General features: G+C 62.5%; 21 protein-coding genes. 13 read left to right on the top strand and 8 right to left on the bottom strand.

Annotated elements, in window-relative coordinates; genetic code table 11:
• The first annotated feature begins 13 nt into the window (after positions 1–13).
• Positions 14–907 (top strand): alpha/beta fold hydrolase, encoded by an 894-nt coding sequence (locus FJW04_RS25425; protein ID WP_181173053.1) that lies wholly within the window; start codon positions 14–16, stop codon positions 905–907.
• A gap of 19 nt (positions 908–926) precedes the next feature.
• On the opposite strand, the gene FJW04_RS25420 is transcribed toward FJW04_RS25425, so the two are convergent.
• The gene (locus FJW04_RS25420; RefSeq protein ID WP_140717414.1) at positions 927–1,976 is read right to left on the bottom strand and encodes a DUF1176 domain-containing protein; all 1,050 of its coding nucleotides are present in this window, start codon (positions 1,974–1,976) and stop codon (positions 927–929) included.
• A 140-nt stretch (positions 1,977–2,116) separates the two neighbouring features.
• Between FJW04_RS25420 and FJW04_RS25415 the strand changes: the two genes are divergently transcribed.
• Complete coding sequence (locus tag FJW04_RS25415; protein ID WP_015318115.1) at positions 2,117–2,623, top strand: DUF1993 family protein; 507 nt, start codon at positions 2,117–2,119, stop codon at positions 2,621–2,623.
• A 52-nt stretch (positions 2,624–2,675) separates the two neighbouring features.
• Here the strand turns inward: FJW04_RS25415 and FJW04_RS25410 are convergent, their stop codons facing one another.
• Positions 2,676–2,840, bottom strand: a complete 165-nt coding sequence (locus FJW04_RS25410) for a hypothetical protein (protein WP_140717413.1) — start codon at positions 2,838–2,840, stop codon at positions 2,676–2,678.
• 332 nt (positions 2,841–3,172) lie between these two features.
• On the opposite strand from FJW04_RS25410, the gene FJW04_RS25405 reads away from it, so the two are divergent.
• The 3 genes from FJW04_RS25405 (at position 3,173) to FJW04_RS25395 (ending at position 6,181) form a co-directional block, all read left to right on the top strand.
• Positions 3,173–3,682 (top strand): hypothetical protein, encoded by a 510-nt coding sequence (locus tag FJW04_RS25405; RefSeq protein ID WP_181173052.1) that lies wholly within the window; start codon positions 3,173–3,175, stop codon positions 3,680–3,682.
• A 120-nt stretch (positions 3,683–3,802) separates the two neighbouring features.
• On the top strand, positions 3,803–4,870 hold the full coding sequence (locus tag FJW04_RS25400) for an aldo/keto reductase (protein ID WP_140717412.1): 1,068 nt from the start codon (positions 3,803–3,805) through the stop codon (positions 4,868–4,870).
• A gap of 42 nt (positions 4,871–4,912) precedes the next feature.
• Positions 4,913–6,181: a cysteine desulfurase-like protein gene (locus FJW04_RS25395; protein WP_181173051.1), complete on the top strand. Its 1,269-nt coding sequence runs from the start codon at positions 4,913–4,915 to the stop codon at positions 6,179–6,181.
• Between the two features lie 15 nt (positions 6,182–6,196).
• Here the strand turns inward: FJW04_RS25395 and FJW04_RS25390 are convergent, their stop codons facing one another.
• The 5 genes from FJW04_RS25390 to FJW04_RS25370 are packed head-to-tail and all read right to left on the bottom strand — an operon-like array spanning position 6,197 to position 11,726.
• Positions 6,197–7,225, bottom strand: a complete 1,029-nt coding sequence (locus FJW04_RS25390) for a histone deacetylase family protein (protein WP_140717411.1) — start codon at positions 7,223–7,225, stop codon at positions 6,197–6,199.
• Positions 7,222–7,758: a GNAT family N-acetyltransferase gene (locus FJW04_RS25385; protein ID WP_140717410.1), complete on the bottom strand. Its 537-nt coding sequence runs from the start codon at positions 7,756–7,758 to the stop codon at positions 7,222–7,224. Before FJW04_RS25385 ends, FJW04_RS25390 begins: the two co-directional genes overlap by 4 nt.
• A gap of 4 nt (positions 7,759–7,762) precedes the next feature.
• Positions 7,763–8,692, bottom strand: a complete 930-nt coding sequence (locus tag FJW04_RS25380; protein ID WP_140717409.1) for a 3-keto-5-aminohexanoate cleavage protein — start codon at positions 8,690–8,692, stop codon at positions 7,763–7,765.
• Between the two features lie 6 nt (positions 8,693–8,698).
• Entirely contained in the window at positions 8,699–10,084 is a 1,386-nt protein-coding gene (locus FJW04_RS25375; RefSeq protein WP_140717408.1) for an aspartate aminotransferase family protein, read from the bottom strand.
• A 1-nt stretch (position 10,085) separates the two neighbouring features.
• Positions 10,086–11,726 carry a N,N-dimethylformamidase beta subunit family domain-containing protein gene (locus FJW04_RS25370; protein ID WP_140717559.1) on the bottom strand — a complete coding sequence of 547 codons (1,641 nt, stop codon included), beginning with the start codon at positions 11,724–11,726 and terminating at the stop codon, positions 10,086–10,088.
• Positions 11,727–11,881: 155 nt separating this feature from the next.
• Here FJW04_RS25370 and FJW04_RS25365 point away from each other — a divergent pair, with 155 nt between their 5' ends.
• The 3 genes from FJW04_RS25365 (at position 11,882) to FJW04_RS25355 (ending at position 13,716) form a co-directional block, all read left to right on the top strand.
• Positions 11,882–12,130: a ParB N-terminal domain-containing protein gene (locus FJW04_RS25365; protein ID WP_140617245.1), complete on the top strand. Its 249-nt coding sequence runs from the start codon at positions 11,882–11,884 to the stop codon at positions 12,128–12,130.
• A gap of 118 nt (positions 12,131–12,248) precedes the next feature.
• A complete protein-coding gene (locus FJW04_RS25360; RefSeq protein WP_140717407.1) occupies positions 12,249–12,734 on the top strand; it encodes an SRPBCC family protein in 486 nt (161 codons plus the stop codon).
• 25 nt (positions 12,735–12,759) lie between these two features.
• Complete coding sequence (locus FJW04_RS25355) at positions 12,760–13,716, top strand: alpha/beta hydrolase (protein WP_140717406.1); 957 nt, start codon at positions 12,760–12,762, stop codon at positions 13,714–13,716.
• A gap of 49 nt (positions 13,717–13,765) precedes the next feature.
• Here the strand turns inward: FJW04_RS25355 and FJW04_RS25350 are convergent, their stop codons facing one another.
• Entirely contained in the window at positions 13,766–14,794 is a 1,029-nt protein-coding gene (locus FJW04_RS25350) for a 2OG-Fe(II) oxygenase family protein (RefSeq protein WP_140717405.1), read from the bottom strand.
• Positions 14,795–14,908: 114 nt separating this feature from the next.
• Here FJW04_RS25350 and FJW04_RS25345 point away from each other — a divergent pair, with 114 nt between their 5' ends.
• The 5 genes from FJW04_RS25345 (at position 14,909) to FJW04_RS25325 (ending at position 18,396) form a co-directional block, all read left to right on the top strand.
• Complete coding sequence (locus tag FJW04_RS25345; RefSeq protein ID WP_015318101.1) at positions 14,909–15,304, top strand: GFA family protein; 396 nt, start codon at positions 14,909–14,911, stop codon at positions 15,302–15,304.
• Between the two features lie 151 nt (positions 15,305–15,455).
• On the top strand, positions 15,456–15,653 hold the full coding sequence (locus FJW04_RS25340; protein WP_140616965.1) for a hypothetical protein: 198 nt from the start codon (positions 15,456–15,458) through the stop codon (positions 15,651–15,653).
• A gap of 194 nt (positions 15,654–15,847) precedes the next feature.
• Positions 15,848–16,720: an undecaprenyl-diphosphate phosphatase gene (locus FJW04_RS25335; RefSeq protein WP_140717404.1), complete on the top strand. Its 873-nt coding sequence runs from the start codon at positions 15,848–15,850 to the stop codon at positions 16,718–16,720.
• A gap of 146 nt (positions 16,721–16,866) precedes the next feature.
• Positions 16,867–17,493, top strand: a complete 627-nt coding sequence (locus FJW04_RS25330) for a transglutaminase-like cysteine peptidase (RefSeq protein ID WP_015318098.1) — start codon at positions 16,867–16,869, stop codon at positions 17,491–17,493.
• A 111-nt stretch (positions 17,494–17,604) separates the two neighbouring features.
• The gene (locus FJW04_RS25325) at positions 17,605–18,396 is read left to right on the top strand and encodes a phosphodiester glycosidase family protein (protein WP_140616962.1); all 792 of its coding nucleotides are present in this window, start codon (positions 17,605–17,607) and stop codon (positions 18,394–18,396) included.
• Positions 18,397–18,422: the final 26 nt, after the last annotated feature.

Here is an 18,422-nt window from a genome sequence, read left to right as displayed (position 1 = left end):
GCATGCCTGCGGTATGGCTATTCGTACCGTCGCGTGCCGCGCTTTCGTCACGGCAATGCTTTTCTTGTTTTCCTCGGCCGCCAGTGCCGACACATTGTCCCTGAAACCTTTCAAGGACGATCTCTTCGCCTATCCGGCGACGCTCTCATCCGACAGCAACGGCGCCTACACGGTCCTCGACTACCGCGAGATGCGCGACATCAACCAGCGCGACGAGGTGCCGGAAAAGCGCGTGCATGCCCAGTACACCGACACCGGCGTGCGCAAGGTGCAGCAGGATCTGATGCTGAAGACCGACGCCGGCGATGTCAGGCATGTCGCCGTCGGCAAGACGCAAGGAGCCGCCATCATCGTGCTTTACCTGCATGGGCAGGGCGGCAGCCGCAAGCAAGGCGTCGACGACTTCACCTTCGGCGGCAATTTCAACCGGCTGAAGAACCTGATGGCCGGCAATGGCGGGCTCTATATTTCTCCGGATTTTCCTGATTTCGGCGACAAGGGCGCGGCACTGGTCGCTGCCCTGATCGACCATTATGCCGAACAGTCTCCGGGCGCGAAAATCTTCGTCGCCTGCGGCTCGATGGGCGGCGCGCTGTGCTGGAAACTTGCCGCACGCAAGGATACCGGTGGCCGCGTGAATGGACTGCTGCTGCTCGGATCGCTGTGGGACGAGGGCTTTCTCGGCAGTCCCGCCTTCAAGCGTCGTGTGCCAGTGTTCTTCGGCCAGGGCAGCCACGACGTGGTTTTTCCGGTGGCTAACCAGGAAGCGTTCTTCCGCTCCATCCTTGCCAAATCAAAAAACTATCCGACCCGCTTCGTCCGCTTCGAGACCGGCACGCACGGCACGCCGATCCGCATGGTAGACTGGCGCGGCACGCTCGACTGGATGCTGTCGAAGGCACCATAAGCCTGACGCGCTAGAGGATCTAAGGCGCGGTGTTGTAGTCGACGATCGTCTGCGGGTTCTCCTCGCCGTCATAGGACGCGTCGACGTCATACTGGACCAGCGAGAAATCGCCGTTGCGGAACAGATATGTCCCGGCATCCGAAGCATCGCCGACGCCGCGCCATTTGTTGAACGTGGTGATGGTGTGAGCGTTCTGGTCATAGTCGGAATTGACCGCCCACCCTGTGGTCCGGAAGCCGATCACCGTTACACTCAACAGCTTGCCGTCGCTGTCGTTGTTCTCGTAGCGTATATCGGTCTCCGGCTCGGCGAACTGCAATTGCCTGACACCGTCCACCTCGTCGGTCATGTAATAGACCGAGCTTTCATTGTAGGCGGCGGCCGAGCAGGAGAAGTGGATCAGCCGGGTCTCCTTGTCAGGATCGTTCGGCTGAGCATTCCTGTCCTTGTATTTGATCGAAAAGACCTCTGGCTCATTGGCCAGGCGGTCCTTGTCGCATCGGTCGCCATAGGTCGCCAGGAAGGCCTTCTTGGCCTGTTCCAGTGCGGTGTCCTTTTTCGGCGGCGGCGGGCCGTCGCCGCAGCTTGGCGGCAACGCCTCGTCGAAGTCGGCGGTGGAGGGCTTCAGCGCTCCCTTGTCGATGAAGATAGGCTGGAACGGCGGCGCCTGGATCTGGGCGTTGACCTGGCGCAGCGTATAGCAGCCGGCGAAAACCTTCGCCTCGCCCTTCTTGTCGGTTGCCTGGATGGCGACCGGGACGTTGTAATAGATGCTGCCCGCCGCGCCCTCGTCCGAAATCGGACCGGTCTTGACCTCCACCTTGTCGGTGCCGTCATAGCCTTTGGCGAATGTGTCGAAATCCTTTGCCGGCTTTGTATCACCGAAGTAGCCCCAGGCGCGGGCGAATTCATGCCGGTTGATGGCGCTGTAGAGTGAATGCACGACCGCATCCGCGCTCGACCGATCATCGACGTAAGGCGCTTCGGGCGTATCGGCTGCGGCCAATGCCGCGTGGCCTGTCGTGGCAAGGGAGAGAAGGGCAGTCGCTGCGAAAAGGGCGCGTCTCATCGGGAATCTCCGCTCGATAACGAAGATTCTACCACGGCGATTGCGGCGACGTGGTGACGCCATGCGCCCGCGGCTTGAAGAATCGCGCCTGAGAGCGCTACGTCCTCCCGCCGGCGCTCCTGCCGGACAGGAGATCCGACGTGACGATATCGATGTATGAGGCATCCGTGCCCGTGTTTTCAGCCAGGCTGAAAGCACTTTCCAGTGTGCTGGCTGCAGCCGAACAGAATGCGCTTGACCGCAAGATCGACCCGCAGGTGTTTTTGACGGCGCGGCTGGCGCCCGACATGTTCGCACTTGCCAGGCAGGTGCAGATCGCAACCGACCATGCCAAGGGCGCGCCTTCACGGCTGGCCGGCCGCGAAGTGCCTAAATATGAAGACAATGAAGCAAGCTTTGCCGATCTCGAAGCGAGGCTCGCCAAGACGGTCGCCTACCTGGCGACTTTTTCCGCAGCCGATATCGACGGGTCGGATGACAGGATGATCGAACTGAAGCTAGGGGGCCGGGAAACGACGCTGAGCGGCATGCAATATCTGCTGCATGTGGCCATGCCCAATTTCTATTTCCACCTGACCACCGCCTACGACATCCTGCGCCACAATGGCGTGCCGTTGGGCAAGGCAACATTCCTCGGATCGCGTTGAGAAATCCGACTTTGAGATGTCCCGGGTCGATCCGGGACATCTCGCAACCTGCTTAGCGGATGGATATTTCGCGGGCGATGCGCGGGAAATCGGCGGGCTTGATGCCGATGTCGGCGCGCTCGGCATTGCTCATCGAATAAAGGAGCGCCAGCGCCGCGCGATATCTCAGATGTTCCTGCGGGCGCGGCCGGGCGAACATTTCCGTGAAGAAACCCATGATTCAGGCTCCTGGTTGGTCCTCCACATCGGCAATATAGATGAATCGTGAAGATTGTGCAGTGCAGCATATGCATGCCTGCCATGTCCGGATGGGTTTTGAAATTTTTTTGAAGCAAGGTGAAACTCTTGCGCCGCGCCCAACGTAGGCTTCGAAGCTGGTACATGGCCAGTTTTCCTCGCCACTCCTGGCGAATTTCCGGACTGCATGAATATGCAGTCCGGCTTTTGCCGGCGCCTCCGGCAACGATCCCCTGAAGGGAAATTAGTTAAGACCGGCGGCATTTATTTTTAACGAGCTGGTTCTATGGTCTGAAACTCGAACTGTCGGGCATGGGGGAGGCTGATATCGCTACCGGCGCCAAGCGGGATTTTGCGTCACTGCTCGACGACCTCTTCGTTGCCACCGAAAAGGGCAACGGCAGTGAGGGCGTAGAGACCGGCGCGCGCCCATCCATCCCGTTCGACTATCTCTCGGTCGCCGATGAACTCCATTCCGGCCGCATCAAGGTATCCGCTGCGGAATATCGCGAGGCCGGCGCTGATCTGGCCAGCGAATTTGCCGCCGTGCTTGAACAGGCAAGGCTGGCGCTGGCTGGCGAAGAGCCGAAGCCGGAAGAAACATTGCCGCCAATCGATCCTGAATCGATTGCGGTCGAACTGGGTCTGGAGCAGTCCAAGAGCGCCGCCGACTTCGGCCGCATGCGCCGCAGCTTTGCTTTCGCCAACCATCCCGATCGCGTCGCCCCGCATTTGCGCCAGCGCGCCATGATCCGCATGCAGGTGGCCAACATGCTGATCGACGAGGCCAAGCGCCGCGCCGTGGCCGCCGCACGACGCTAACCCCGCTCTGCTCACGCAAAAGTCGGCCTGGCAAGGCTTGGAGAGCGCTTCCGCTTTTCCTATAAGATGCGAACTCCTCCCCGCGCAGCCGCGCATACATGCCCTCCGGAGCAGAATTCCATGCACAAACGCCGTCTCGGTCGGACCGATCTTCTTGTTACCCAGATCTGCCTTGGTTCGATGACCTGGGGCCAGCAGAACACCGAGGCCGAAGGCCATGCCCAGATGGACCTGGCCTTCTCGCGCGGCGTCAATTTCATCGACACCGCCGAACTCTATCCGATCCCGCCCAAGGCGGAGACGCAAGGACGGACGGAGAAGATCATTGGCAGTTGGATGAAGGCCAAGGGCAACCGCGACAAGGTGATCCTGGCCTCCAAGGTCGTCGGCCGCACGGCCAACAGCTGGTTTCGCGGAGACCGGCCCTCGCAATTGGTGCGGGCCGATATCTTCGATGCCATCGACAAGTCGTTGGCCAAGCTTGGCACTGATTATCTCGACCTTTATCAAATCCATTGGCCGGAACGGGACATCCCCTGGGGCGCCAACCCGACGCGCGTCGGCGCCGTGGCGCGGCGTGCCGATTCTGTCGGCGCACCGGTCGGTGAAACGCCGATCGCCGAGACGCTCGCGGTGTTCGATGACCTGGTGAAGGCAGGAAAAATCCGCCATTTCGGCCTGTCCAACGAGAGTTCCTGGGGCGTGATGCGCTTCCTTGCAGAGGCCGACAAAGGGATCGGTCCGCGCGTCGCCTCGATCCAGAACGCCTACAATCTCGTCAACCGTACTTTTGAGGTGAACCTCGCCGAGGTCTGCGAGCGCGAAGGGGTGTCGCTGCTTGCCTATTCGCCGCTGGCCCAGGGTTATCTGACCGGCAAATACGATCATGGCGCCCGCCCGCAGGGCTCGCGCTCGCAGCTGTTCAACCGCGGCCAGCGTTACGAGACGCCCAATGCCGCCGAAGCGCAGCTCGAATACAATGAGCTGGCACGCTCTTTCGGCCTGGAGCCGGCGCTGTTTGCCAATGCCTATGTCTCGAGCCGGCCCTTCGTGACCTCCAGCATCATCGGCGCGACAACCATTTCCCAACTGGAGATGGCGCTGTCTTCGGTGGATGTCGTCTGGACTGAAGAAATGCAGAAGGCGGTGGATGCCGTTCACCAGAGGGTCGGCAATCCCTGCCCGTGACCGAGCCCGGAATTGTCGTGTAGCAGCAAAGGGATGGAGACGATGGTGGATTTTTCGATCGAGGCCGTGCGTGGAAAGTTCCCCGCTCTCTCGCTGACCGACAAGGGCCGGCGGCGCATCTATCTCGACAATCCTGCCGGCACGCAGGTGCCGCAGGCCGTGGCCGACGCGGTGTCGCGCTGCCTGCTTACGACCAACGCCAATCTGGGCGGTTATTTTGAAACGACGATCGCGGCACAGCAGGTCGTTGACGAGGCGCATCTGGCGATGGCCGACTTCCTCGGCGCGGCGAGCCCGCAGGAGATCGTCATCGGCGCCAACATGACGACGCTGACCTATCATATGTCACGCACGCTCGGCCGCACGATGAAATCAGGCGACGAGATCATCCTCACCCGCATGGATCATGAGGGCAATGTGTCGCCCTGGCTGCAACTGGCCGAGGACCTCGGTCTCGTCGTGCGCTGGCTGCCGTTCGACGAAAGGACCTGGCAGATCGAGGAGGCGACACTCGCCGGTCTGCTGTCCGGGAAGACAAGGCTGGTGGCGTTGAACTACGCCAGCAATCTCACCGGCTCGATCAACCGGGTCAGGTCCTTGACCCAACTTGCAAAACGGGCCGGCGCGCTGGTTTATGTCGATGCGGTGCAATTCGCACCGCATGGGCTGATCGATGTGCAGGAACTCGGCTGCGATTTCCTGATCTGCTCGGCCTATAAATTCTTCGGTCCGCATATGGGTATCTTGTGGGGCCGGCGCGACGTCATCGATGGTCTGCAAGCCTATAAATGCCGTTGCTCCTCGAACGGCTTGCCGGAGCGGTTCGAACTCGGCACGCCGCAGATCGAACTGATGGCCGGCTTGACCGCCGCGGTCGATTATTTCGCCGAGCTCGGCGCGGCGGCAGGTGAGGGTGGTTCAAGAAGGCAGAAGATCGCCAGGGCGTTCCAGGTCTCTATTGCCCATGAAAACCCGCTGGCGCAAAGGCTGATCGATGGCCTGTCCGACATTTCCGGGCTGACGGTCCGAGGCATCACCGACCCGAAACGGCTCGGCGATCGTGTGCCGACCGTCTCCTTCACCGTCGATGGCATTGTCCCCGAAACGATCGTGCGGCAGATGAACGCCGAGAACATCTTCGTGTGGTCGGGCCACAACTATGCCTGGGAGATCGTCCATCAGCTCGGCATTCCGGCCGAGCAAGGCGTCGTGCGCATCGGCATCGCCCATTACAACACCGCGTCCGAAATCGACGAGACGCTGGAGAGCGTGCACCGGGTGATTGCCATGCTCAGGCAGCAACGCTCCTGACTTGGGTTTGAACTCTCACCGCGCCTTGCCGCCAAAGCCGGTGAGGAATGCGGTGAGATTGTCGCCGAGTTCGTCGCAGAGATAGCCGCCTTCCTGGACGATGACCGCCGGTAGGCCGAGCCCGGCGATGGCCTCGCCGATGCGCGAGAAGCCCGGCGTCGTCACCGAAAGCCCGCCGAACGGATCGCCCTCGAACGCGTCGAGGCCGAGCGCCACGACCAGCACATCGGGGGAGAAGGCGCGGATACGCTGGAACGCCACGCCGAGCGCTTCCAGTAACGCCGCATCCGCGGATTTGCGCGGCAGCGGCAGGTTGAAATTATAGCCAAGCCCGGGACCTTCGCCGCGCTCGTCGGCATGGCCCCAGAAGAACGGGTAGAACCGCATCGGATCGGCGTGCAGCGACACCGTCAGCACGTCAGGTCGCGCATAGAAAATGCCTTGCGTCCCGTTGCCGTGATGCAGGTCGACATCGAGGATCGCCACGCGGGCCGCCTGCCTGCGCAGCACTTGCGCCGCCACGGCTGAGTTGTTGATGAAGCAGAAGCCGCCGGCGACATCGGCGAAGGCGTGGTGGCCGGGCGGGCGGCACAGCGCATAGGCGGCCGACGCTCCGGCCATGACGGTTTCGGCGGCCTCGACCGCGCTCCAGGCGCTCCACAGCGCGCTCTGCCATGTCTCGCCCGAGATCGGGCAGGCGGTGTCGGCCATGTGGTAGCCGGCTTGGCCCACTGCTGAGGCCGGATAGGAGCCGTTGCGGGCGATCGGGTGGATGTTGGGAATGACCTCGGCCGACGCCCCTTCGATCCGTTGCCAGCGTTCGAAAATATGTTCGAGGAAGTCGAGATACTCGGGTGTGTGCACCGCCGAGATCGGACCGAGGCCGCGATCGCGCGGTCGCTCGATCGTGCAACCGGCGGATTTTGCGCCGGCCAACAACCGTTCGACGCGTTCCGGTTTTTCAGGGTTGGGCTGTGCCGCGCCACTGGAAAGAAAGGCCTTGGGATCGTGGCGCTTCTGCTCCTGCGCATAGAAGGCCTTCATTGCTGCTCCCCATTTTCCGGCGCGTCGGCGAAGGCGAAAAAGGCCTCACCGATGATTTTCTGCGTCTGCTCGTAGCTCGACCAGGCAATGCCCAGCCGTTCGTAAAAGGACTTGGCACCCTCATTGTCGGTGTCGACCGACAGCCTCAGATACACGCCGCCCTCTTTGCGGCACTTGGCAGCCACGCGTCGTAACAGGCGTTCGCCGATCTTGCGGCCGCGAAACCGGTCCTCGACATAGAGGTCCTGCACATAGACGCCAGGCCGTCCCATCCAGGTCGAGAAGATCGGGAAATGCAGGCACAGCCCGGCGAATTCGCCGTCGACTTCTGCGATGAGGGTCGAGAAGGCGGGTTTTTCGCCAAAGCCCCAGCTTCTGAGATCGTCCGCCGTCGAGATGATTTCCTCGGGCGCCCCGATATGAGTGCCAAGCTTCAGGATCGCCGCGTGAATGGTTTCGACGTCATCGATGGTGCCGGGGCGAAGGATAACCGCACGCGTGACAGGTACAGTGGCAGGAGCGGGCGCTGTCATCTCGTCAAAAAGCCACCCTGTCGCCGCCCTTGAGCGCCAGCATGTCACGCGCTTCGGCCGGCGTGGCGACCTCCAGCGACAGTCCATCGAGAATGCCACGGATGCGCCGCACCTGGTCGGCGTTGGACTTCGCCAGCTGGCGGCCATCATAGAGGCTGTCCTCCAGTCCGACCCGCACATTGCCGCCCATGGCTGCGGCGATCGAGATCAGCGGCATCTGGTTGCGGCCGGCGGCCAGCACCGAAAACTGGTAGCTGTCGCCGAACAATTTGTCGGCGATGCGCTTCATATGGATGAGGTTGTCCGGGTCGGCGCCGATGCCGCCCAGGATGCCCAGCACGAATTGGATGAACAGCGGCCCCGAAACCAGCCCCCGGTCGCGGAAATGCGCCAGCGAATAGAGGTGGCCGACATCGTAGCACTCGAACTCGAAGCGGGTGCCGCAGCCCTTGCCCAGCCGCTCGATCACGCCTTCCATGTCGGCGAAGGTGTTCTTGAAGATAGTGTCGCGGGTGGCTTCGAGCAGCTTCGGTTCCCACTCGTGCTGCCAGTCCCTTGGCTTGTCGAGCATCGGGAACAGCGCGAAATTCATCGAGCCCATATTGAGCGAGCACATTTCGGGCTGGGCCCGAAGCGGCGCCGCCAGCCGCTGGTCCAGCGTCATCAGCGAGGAGCCGCCTGTCGTGATGTTGATCACCGCATCGGTCGCCTGCTTGATGCGCGGCAGGAACTGCATGAACACTTCGGGATCGGCGGTCGGGCGGCCATCTTTGGGATCGCGGGCGTGCAGATGCAGGATCGAGGCGCCGGCCTCGGCCGCGGCGATAGCGTCCGCGGCGATCTGGTCCGGCGTCACCGGCAGATAGGGCGACATCGACGGCGTGTGTACCGAGCCTGTAACGGCGCAGGTGATGATGACTTTTCGCGGCGCCATTTTCCGCTACCCCCGGCCTTCGACCGGCAGGTCGAATTCGGCGGCCAGAACCTCAAGCGAGTCGCCGATAATGGAGATGATCTCGCCGACCTGCTCGCTGGTGACGATCATCGGCGGCGCGACCATGAAATTGTCGCCGTCAACGCCACCCTTGACCCTGCGGCCATAAATGATCAGCCCGCGCTCATAGGCGAGATCGAGCAGGCGCTGCGTGGCTTTTTTGCTCTGCTCGATCGGTTTCAGCGTATCGGGATCGGCGACCATTTCGGCGCCCGTAAGCAGCCCCTTGCCACGCACATCGGCAATGAACGGGAACCGCTTCGCAAGCGCCTTCAATCCGTCCATCAGCACGTCGCCCATGGCAGCCGCATTGGCAATCAGGTCGAGCCGGTCCATTTCGCCCAGCACTGCAAGCCCGGCGGCGCAGGCGAGCGGATTGCCGGCATAGGTGTGGCCATGCTGGAAGCCGCCGGAAGCGAGCAGCGGCTCGACCAGTCGCATCGGTGCGGCCAGCGCGCCGAGCGGCGCATAGCCCGAGCCGAGCCCCTTCGACAGCGCGACGATATCAGGCTTGCAGTTCCAGTGGTCGCCGCCGAGGAATTTGCCGGTGCGGCCGGCACCGCTCATCACCTCGTCGTGGATGAGCAGGATGCCGTGGCGATCGCAGATTTCGCGGATGCGCGCATAATAGCTGTCGGGTGCCACCAGGGCCGCGGTCGCAGCACCCCCGATCGGCTCCATGATGAAGGCGACGACGCTCTCGGGACCTTCGGCGAGGATCTTCTCCTCCAGCATGTCGGCGTAGCGGACGCCACGCTGCTCCATCGAGAGATTGTCGCGGTCGCGCCAGGCGGTCGGTGCCGGCACGGTCGGCATCACCCGCATCATCGGCGTAAAAGTTTCGGCCAACGCGTCGTCGCCGGTGATCGAAAGCGAACCGAGCGTGCCGCCGTGGTAGGAAGGAAACCGCGTGATCACCTTCCAGCGGCTGGCCTGGCCGGTGGCCACAGCCCATTGCCGCGCCAGCTTGATGCAGGATTCCGTCGCTTCCGAGCCGCCGGACACGAAAAAGATGCGGTCCATGCCTTCCGGCAACTTTCCAGCCAGTTCGCGCGCCAATTCTTCCGCCGGCTCGTTCTCGAAATGCAGCCGGTAGGCGAAGGTGGCGCGGTCCATCTGCCGCTTCATCGCATCGAGCACATTGCGGTTGGAGTGGCCGATATTGGCGACCATTGGGCCGCTCGATCCGTCGATGAAACGGCGACCGTCCTGCGTCCACATGTAAATGCCTTCGGTGCGGTCGATCAGCGGCCGGCGCAGGCTGGAGAGGTAGAACAAGTGCGATTGGCGCCGGGCATCAGTGTCTTGAACGGCGATCTGGGCTTTCGACATGTCAGGACTTTCCGATATAGCGGTCGAGGACATTCTGGGTGACCCGTTCGACCATCGGGTCTTGTCTTAGCAGGCCGGCGACCCATTCGCAGCTTCCGGCATGGAACACCTCGCCCTTGCCGCGTGGAAAATTGACGATCATGCCATTGCCGCGTTTGACCTTTTCGAGATTGGCGTCGCTTGCCTCGCCAAACAAGGTCTCGGCGGTGAAGCGGCCATCCTCGTCGGTGAGGAACTGGTCCTCGATCGGAATATCGGCGCTTTCCTCGACCTGGCTGGCCATGCCGACGGCCAGCACTTGCAGGCCGTCGGGCGCGCCGCTGTCCGGCGTGGGGTAGGGCAGCCCGCCGCGGATCTCGAAATCGAGCCCGTCGACCTCATAGCCATAGACATGGCTGTCGGCGCCCAGCAGGTCACCATAGTAGATGCCGGTGCCGGCAAAGGCCCAGTGCTCCGGCCGATAGACCGGAAAGCCGCGTACGCCACGTGGCGCGCAGCCACCCCAGCCGGCATAGACGCCCCGTGTCGCGTTGAGCCCGAAGGTTGCCGTACCCGGCCGGCCGATTTCCGGTGCTTCCCAGGAATTGGTGGCGCGGGTCACGTCGCCGCCGCGATAGGCCGGGTCCTCGGTGCGGGCGCGATATTTGTAGCAGACCTGCCGGCGGCCCTCATCTTCCAGCCGCGTCTGCCACATGAAATTGCCGGCAAAACGCGCCGCATGGCCGCCGCGTTCGACATAGAAGTCGACCGCGTCGCGCATCTCCCAAGTCCAGTATTCGTCATGGCCGACGAAGACCGCGCAGTCATAACCGTCGAGAATCTCGGGCGAGAAGTGGAGGTCATGCTGACTGGCGAGGTCGACGCCGTAGCCTGATCGTTCGGCGAAGCGAAAAAAATGACTGTCGTAGCTGGCCCAGCCCGACGAGGCGTATTTCTTCGAATGGCCGGTGGCGAGCGCCCATTCCATGTGCGGATAACGCGGCACGGTCTTCGGCGGCACCGCCACCTCCAACGGCACGCGCGGTGCATCCCCGGGCAACACGACGAAGCCGCGGCACCAGGGGCGCTGCGTCGACACGATGGGCGAGTACTGGTCGCGGTCGGGCCCGGTGATGCCCTGATAATGGTTGGAGCCGCCCCAGGTGTTGTAGGCAAGCCAGGTGCCCGTCGCCGCCACCTGCAGCACACGGCCAGGTTTCTTGCCGGGCTGGGGAGAGACGACGAAAATGTGGTGACTTTGGATCGGCTTGCCGTGGCGTCCGTCGGCGGTCAGCGTTATCAGGTAGCCGCCGGAGGGCCAGTCGCTCTCCACGCGAAATTCGAAGGAGCCTTCCCAGCCGCAGCCTTCGACAGAGCACTGCTCCGGGCTGTCCTGCCAACGCGCCGCAATGCCTGATTTCTCGAATACTCTCGTTTCGGTGCCGCCGTCTCGAACGATCGTCATGCCGAAGGACGGAGCGGTCGAGCTGACATGCAGCGTCACTGTCTCACCGGCGCGATACGAAAACCGGTCGCTGTAGCACCAGATTTCGCCGCGCTCGCCATCCATACCCGGCCACTCGTAATAGTGACCGCGCACCGCGTGGCGGCGCTGCTCGGCTGTTAGCCCGAAATCGGGGAATTCGGTCGGCGGATTGATCATGAAGTCCTGGCCCATCTGAGGCCCATTTCGGCGATCCGCCCGCTAGGCGTCAAATGGAAACGATCATGCCAGCATTCGTTAGCCGCACCCTTGGCCGCCTTCGCCAAACCGACTATCTCAGGAAGACGGCGGCAGTTCCGCCATGGGGACAGGGCATGCTCAGGGTTCAACAGGTCAAGGTCGACGACATCTACGTGCCCACGGCGCGGAAGAAGACGCTGCACCCCGAGACCGTCCGGCATCTGGCCGAGGACATACTCGAGAACGGCATGAAGACGCCGATCCAGGTCCGCCACGATGGCAAGCGGCACATACTTGTCGAAGGCCTGCACCGGCTCGAAGCCGCCAAATGGCTGGGCGAGACCGTAATCGACGCCTACCTGGTGCAAGCCAAGCGCCACTGACACGCGCTCCGCTCGCGGTTTTCAGCCTGCGTTTCCAGAATTTTTCGCGGGCGATGTCGGTTTGCTTTACGTCGGCTCGTCCTTGGGACGGAAGCCAGATCAAACCGAGGAGACCACCGTGGCCACCAAGCTCGACATCGCCCCCGCCGACGACCGCGAACTGGTTCTCGCCCGCATCATCGATGCACCGCGCGGGGAGGTCTATCGCTGCTGGACCGAACCGAAATTGATCACGCAATGGTTCGCGCCAAAGCCGTGGACGACGCCACGTGCCGAGATGGATGTGCGCACCGGTGGCAACAGCCTGGTCGTCATGGCAGGGCCCGACGGCAATGAGTTCCCCAACCCCGGCGTCTTCCTCGAGGTCGTTCCCGGCGAGAAGATCGTCTTGACCGATGCTTATACCCAGTCATGGGTGCCATCGGAAAAACCGTTCATGACAGTCGTACTGACCTTCGAGGACGAGGGCGAGGGCAAGACCCGCTACATCGCGCGCGTCCGGCACTGGAGCGTCGCCGACCGCGAGCAGCACGAGGCCATGGGCTTTCACGCCGGTTGGGGCCAGTGCACCGATCAGCTCGAAGATCTCGCCAGGACGCTCTGACAGAGCCACACCGGAGGAGTTCGATATGTCCAAAGTTCTGTTTTTTGCCATTTTTGCCTCGGCCGCTGCGTTTCTCGCTTGCCCGGGCACCATCAATGCAGAGGAGACAAAGCCTGCCATGACGACCGAAACGAAAACACTGCCGAAGCCACAAAAGTCCGGCCTGCTGCCGATCAATGGCGTGAATTACTATTACGCCGTCTATGGCAAGGGTGAGCCGCTGCTTCTGCTGCATGGCGGCCTCGGCTCCACCGACATGTTCGCGCCGATCCTGCCCAAGCTTGCCGAAAACCGCACCGTCATCGGCGTCGACCTGCAGGGGCATGGCCGCACCGCCCTTGGCGACCGGCCATTCAGCCTGCAGGCGATCGGCGACGACATGGCTGGTATCGTCAAGACACTCGGCTACGACAAGGTCGACGTCATGGGCTATTCGCTGGGCGGCGGGGTTGCCTTCCGCATGGCGGTCCAGCATCCCGAGGCCGTGCGCCGGCTGGTCCTTGTTTCGACCGGTTATGCCGCCGACGGCTTCTACGACGAGATGCGTCCGCAGCAGGCACAGGTGAGTGCCGCCGCCGCGACGTACATGAAAGACACGCCGATGTACCAATCCTACGTCGCCGTCGCCCCGCATCCGGAGGACTTCCCGAAACTGCTCGACGCGCTCGGCAATTTCATGCGCCAGAACTACGACTTCTCGGCCGACGTTCCCAAGCTGAAGATGCCCGTGATGCTCGCCTATGGCGACAGCGACATGTACAAGCCCGAGCACGAGATCAAGTTCTACCAGATGCTCGGCGGCGGCCTGAGGGATGCCGGCTGGATGCGCGAGAACCTGTCGCAGAACCGGCTGGCCATCCTGCCCAACCGCACCCACTACGATGTCTTCTTCGCTCCGGAACTGACGGCCGCCGCGCTGCCGTTCCTCGACGGCGAGACCAGGGTGAAGAGCTGGGACGAGGTGGTCGGCGAAGCCGAATGACCCCTGCCTTCTCCGCCGGCCGTCTCCAGCGAGACAGCCGGCGTGCTGTTCAGGAAGCCTTGGCCCGGCGCGGCTGCCTCAGATGCTTGATGCCGCTCATTTCGACGAAGTTCGTCGCCGACTCCCAGAGATAGTCGCCGTAAAGAAACGGCGCGAAGGGTTCGGCGCCGTCCAACGGTAAAGGCGAGATTTCCGCGTCGACGCGTGGCTCGTAGAAGAACGGGATCGAGAACCGCACCGTTTTTGGCGCAATGACCCGGTGCCGTGTCGCCCGCACGCGGCCGCCGGTCCAGCGTTCAAGCAATTGGCCGAAATTGACCGCCAGCGTGCCATCGGCTGGAGGCACGTCGATCCATTCGCCGGCGAGGTTCTTCGCCTGCAAGCCCTCGACGCCGTCCTGCGCCAGCAAGGTGACGAAGCCTGAATCGGCATGTTCGCGGCCTATGATGGTGCGCGTCTCGCCTTTGTGGGTCACCGAAAACTCGGGCCCACTGGTATCGACGCCCGCACTGGCGTCGCGCAGCGGATAGCGGATCAGGCGCAGCGTCGAGATGCCACCGTCGAAATAGGCATCGAAGGTCATCTCGGGCAGGCCAAGCCCGCGGGCGATCGACCGCATCAGCATGGTGCCGACCATTCCCATCACGCGATAGTAGTCGGCTGCGGCAGCGCGCCAGCCGGGCAGGGCATTCTCGTCCGGCAACGGTGTCGGCTCGCACAAAGGATCGTCGGAAGCCGTGCCTCGCGCCGCATCGGCAAGGTCTGGCCCCATGTCGATGCCTTCCTTGTAGGAAACGGCTTGCGGCTGCAGCGGAAACCAGCCGCGGTAGAAATTTTTCTTGGTGTGATCGAAATTCCAGCGCAGCAATTCCTGTTTCTCGGCGTCAGGAAGCGCGAAGATGCGCAGCAATTGCGCGCGCTTGTCGGGCGTCAGCCAGTCATCGCCGGGAAAATCCCGGACCGCCAGGAAGCCGATGCCGGCCGCCGCGGCCATGATCCCGGCGTCGGCACGGTCGCGCGCGGGCGAGGGCGACCCGAACAGGGCCGCGATGCCGATCGTTTCGATGTCGGGTGTCATGACAATCCTGCTGCATCACGATAATCGATGACCTTGTATCAAAGCTTTTCAATTGACCCAATCGACCTCGCCGTTACTTTTGCCGCCTGTTCACTCCACCAATGGATCCAGGCGATGGCAAAATACGAGGGCGGATGCCTGTGCAGGGCCGTGCGCTATCGCACCGATGCCGCCTCCATCAACGAGCGCATCTGCCATTGCCGGCTTTGCCAGAAGGCGATCGGCGCGGCGTTCAATGCGCGTGTTCTTTTCCGCATCGACGATGTGACGGTCGAGGGCCCGTTGGCCACGGTCAACACCTCGCCGGACCTCAAGCGCGGGTTTTGTCCGGCCTGCGGCACGACCCTGTTTTCGCGGCGCGATTCCGCCGGCATCATCGGCGTGACGACCGGTTCGCTTGACGACCCGTCGCTGTTCAGGCCCCAGATGCACATCTGGACCGTCTCGAAACAGCCCTGGGTGATGCTGGATGACGGCCTGCCGCAATTTGAAGGCGCTCCGCCGGCCTAGCTTCCTTCTTCCCCGTGAAGGGAAAGGACGTGCCCCAGGATGACCAAAAATTAATCCAAAGAGACACGTGATAGCCGGCAAAGCGTCATTGGCGGGCCATCTTTGTCTCCCTATCTAAGCGTCGCGGGCCCGGCATTCGAGGAGACGACGGATGAACGACAGCATCAGCACCCTGGACGAGCTTTTGAGCGATCCTATGGTCCTGCTCGTGATGGAACGTGACCGTGTGCGCCCGGAACAGGTGCGCATGCTGCTCGAGCGGGCTCGCCGGCCCTCCACGGAGGAGCCTGTCGTGCCGCCCGCCCATGTTATTGCCAGGACCTGCCAGAAACTTTGGCTCTGCCCATAATCGTCTTGCCAACCTCCAGCCATGGGGGCATCGCCGGCCCTTCGGGCCGGTTTGAACCGTGCGCGTCCGACGCGGCGGTGCCAGCTTACAAATCCGTAAATTGATTATCCGCCGCATGACGGTATGCCTTGCCGGGCACCGATCTCCTCCGATGGTGCCTTTGCAACTCCGATCTCTCCCGGATGGAACCCGACATGGCTGATATCTGCACGCAAGGCGTCGACACGGGCTTTGTCGGCCTTGGATTTGCCAAGGTCGCATTCCTCGGCCTGGTGCAAGGCATAACCGAACTGCTGCCGATTTCCTCGACCGCCCATATGCGCATCGTGCCGGCGGTGCTTGGCTGGCAGGATCCGGGTTCCGCCTTCTCCGCCGCCATGCAGCTTGCCGCCCTTGCCGCCGTGGTCAGCTATTTCTGGGGCGATGTCAGGGATCTCCTGTTCGGTTCGATCGACGCTCTCACACGGCGCGATTTCGCCGATCGGCATTTCCAACTGGCTTCCTGGATCGTGCTGGCGACAATCCCGATTGTGATCGCCGGCGTGGTACTTTCGGGTGTTCTCAACACCTGCAATTCGCCGTTGCGCAGCTTGAGCGTGATTGGCTGGGCCTGCATAGGCATGGCTATCCTGCTGGCCCTGGCCGAGATTTTCGCCCGCCACAAGCGCACCATCGGCGAAGCGTCGCTCGCCGACGCGCTTCTTGTCGGTGTCGCCCAGGTCGGCGCGCTGATCCCGGGCGTCTCTCGCTCCGGTTCGACGCTGACGGCGGCACTGGGGCTCGGCTTCAAGCGGGCCGAGGCGGCACGCTTCTCGTTCCTGCTCGGGCTGCCGGCCATCGCGCTCGCCGGCCTCAAGGAATTGTGGGAACTGCACAAGGTGCATCTCGATGCCCATGGATGGTCGGTTCTTGGCCTGGGGCTGCTCGTCGCCTCGATTTCGGCCTTCTTCGCCATTTGGGGCCTGATGCGTGTGCTGGAACGCTTCTCCGCCTGGCCCTTTGTCATCTACCGTGGCCTGCTTGGCGTCGTCCTGTTGCTGGGTGTGGCGATGCGATGGCTCGTCTAGCTCCCTAGCCCGAACCTCGGTGTTGCGCTGCTGCAACCCTCGAAGGGGCATGCGGCGTCCCTCCAAGATGTGATCGGCCGGTTTGGTTGACTTCGGGATACAACCGCCCTTAACGTTCTGTTAACAAAACAGATGGGCGGGGCCGGATGGCATCCTCGATGGGTTGGCGCCGGAAGGCGAAGGGGCTGGGGCTTGCGATTGCCCTGATTGCTTTCTGTTCGGCGGCGAATTCCGCCTACACGGCTCCCGTTTCCATGGCTATCGGCGGCTCGACGTCCCAGCCGATCGGCCACTATGATTTTTGCAAGATTCATGCCGCCGAGTGCTCGATCCGTTCATCCGACAGCGAGCCGGAACAGATGACTGGCAAGCTGTTGCGGGAGATCAGCGCCGTAAACCTCTCGGTCAACGCGCGCGTCAAGCCGATGAGCGACATGGACAATTACGGCAAGGAGGAATGGTGGGCCTATCCGGACAATGGCTTCGGCGATTGCGAGGATTACGCGCTGGAAAAGCGGCGTGAGCTCAACAGCCTGGGCATCGCCATAGCCAATCTCCTGATGACGGTGGTTCGCAAGCCGGACGGCGAAGGCCATGCCGTGCTGACGGTGCGCACCGACAAGGGCGACTTCATCCTCGACAATCTCGTCGACAAGGTTCGCCTCTGGAACCAGACCCCGTATCGCTATCTCAAAAGACAGGCGAGCGACAATACCGGGCGCTGGGTCTCCATTCTTGCCGGCGAGGAGAAGCTGGTCAGCGCGGTCAAATAATCGCTGCCCGAAGTCCGGGTTATAATCCATACTTCTTTCAGCAAATCCTTCATCGTGCCGGCAAGCGGTGCTATCCACGACAGTTCGTTGGAATGGCAATCCGGAACGCGCATGGATTTTTTGACCGTCCTGTATTCGGCGCCCTTGCTGCTGAGCTTGTTCAAGGCCGCGTTGCCGTACGCGGTCGCCACGACAGCGGCATTCGGCCAGTGGTTCGCTTCGGTGCCGCCGTGCCGCGACGTCTCCTTCGAGGCTACGAGCTTCCTCGTCTGCGAGGTCGATCCGAAGCTCTATTCGATCGAACTGTTCTGGAAAGACCCGGCAGGCAAGCCTTTTCAGTCGCTGCACAATCTCGACAACGCCCAGCGCATGGCGGGCCGGACCATGCTGTTTGCCATCAATGCCGGCATGTACCACCCCGATCTCAGGCCGGTCGGCCTTTACGTCGAACGCGGCCAGGAAATGGCCGGTGTGAAAACGGGATCGGGAAGCGGCAATTTTTCGCTGCAGCCGAATGGCATTTTCTATATCAGCCGCGGCAAGGCCGTGGTGCGGGCGACCAAGGACTTCGTCAGGCAGCGGCCAGCCACCGACTATGCGACACAATCAGGGCCAATGCTGGTGATCGACGGCCAGCTTCACCCGAAATTCCAGGCCGACGGCACCTCGCGCAAGAGCCGCGACGGCGTCGGAGTGCGAAAGGACGGTGTTGCCGTCTTTGCCATCTCGAACGGCACGGTGACGTTCCATGCCTTCGCTCGCCTGTTTCGCGACGCGCTCGGCTGCGACAACGCGCTCTTTCTCGACGGCACGATATCGAGCCTGCTCGCTCCGGCCATCGGCCGCAACGACGACTACTGGAATCTGGGGCCGATGATCGGCGTCTTCAGGAAGCGCGGCTGATGCACGGCGCCCTCAATCGCGAGACG

The organism is Mesorhizobium sp. B2-7-3 (assembly GCF_006440715.1).
In the GTDB taxonomy this organism is placed as follows: Bacteria; Pseudomonadota; Alphaproteobacteria; order Rhizobiales; family Rhizobiaceae; genus Mesorhizobium; species Mesorhizobium australicum.
Note: the sequence above shows the minus strand (reverse complement) of the source record. Positions and strands in the feature narration are given on the sequence as shown.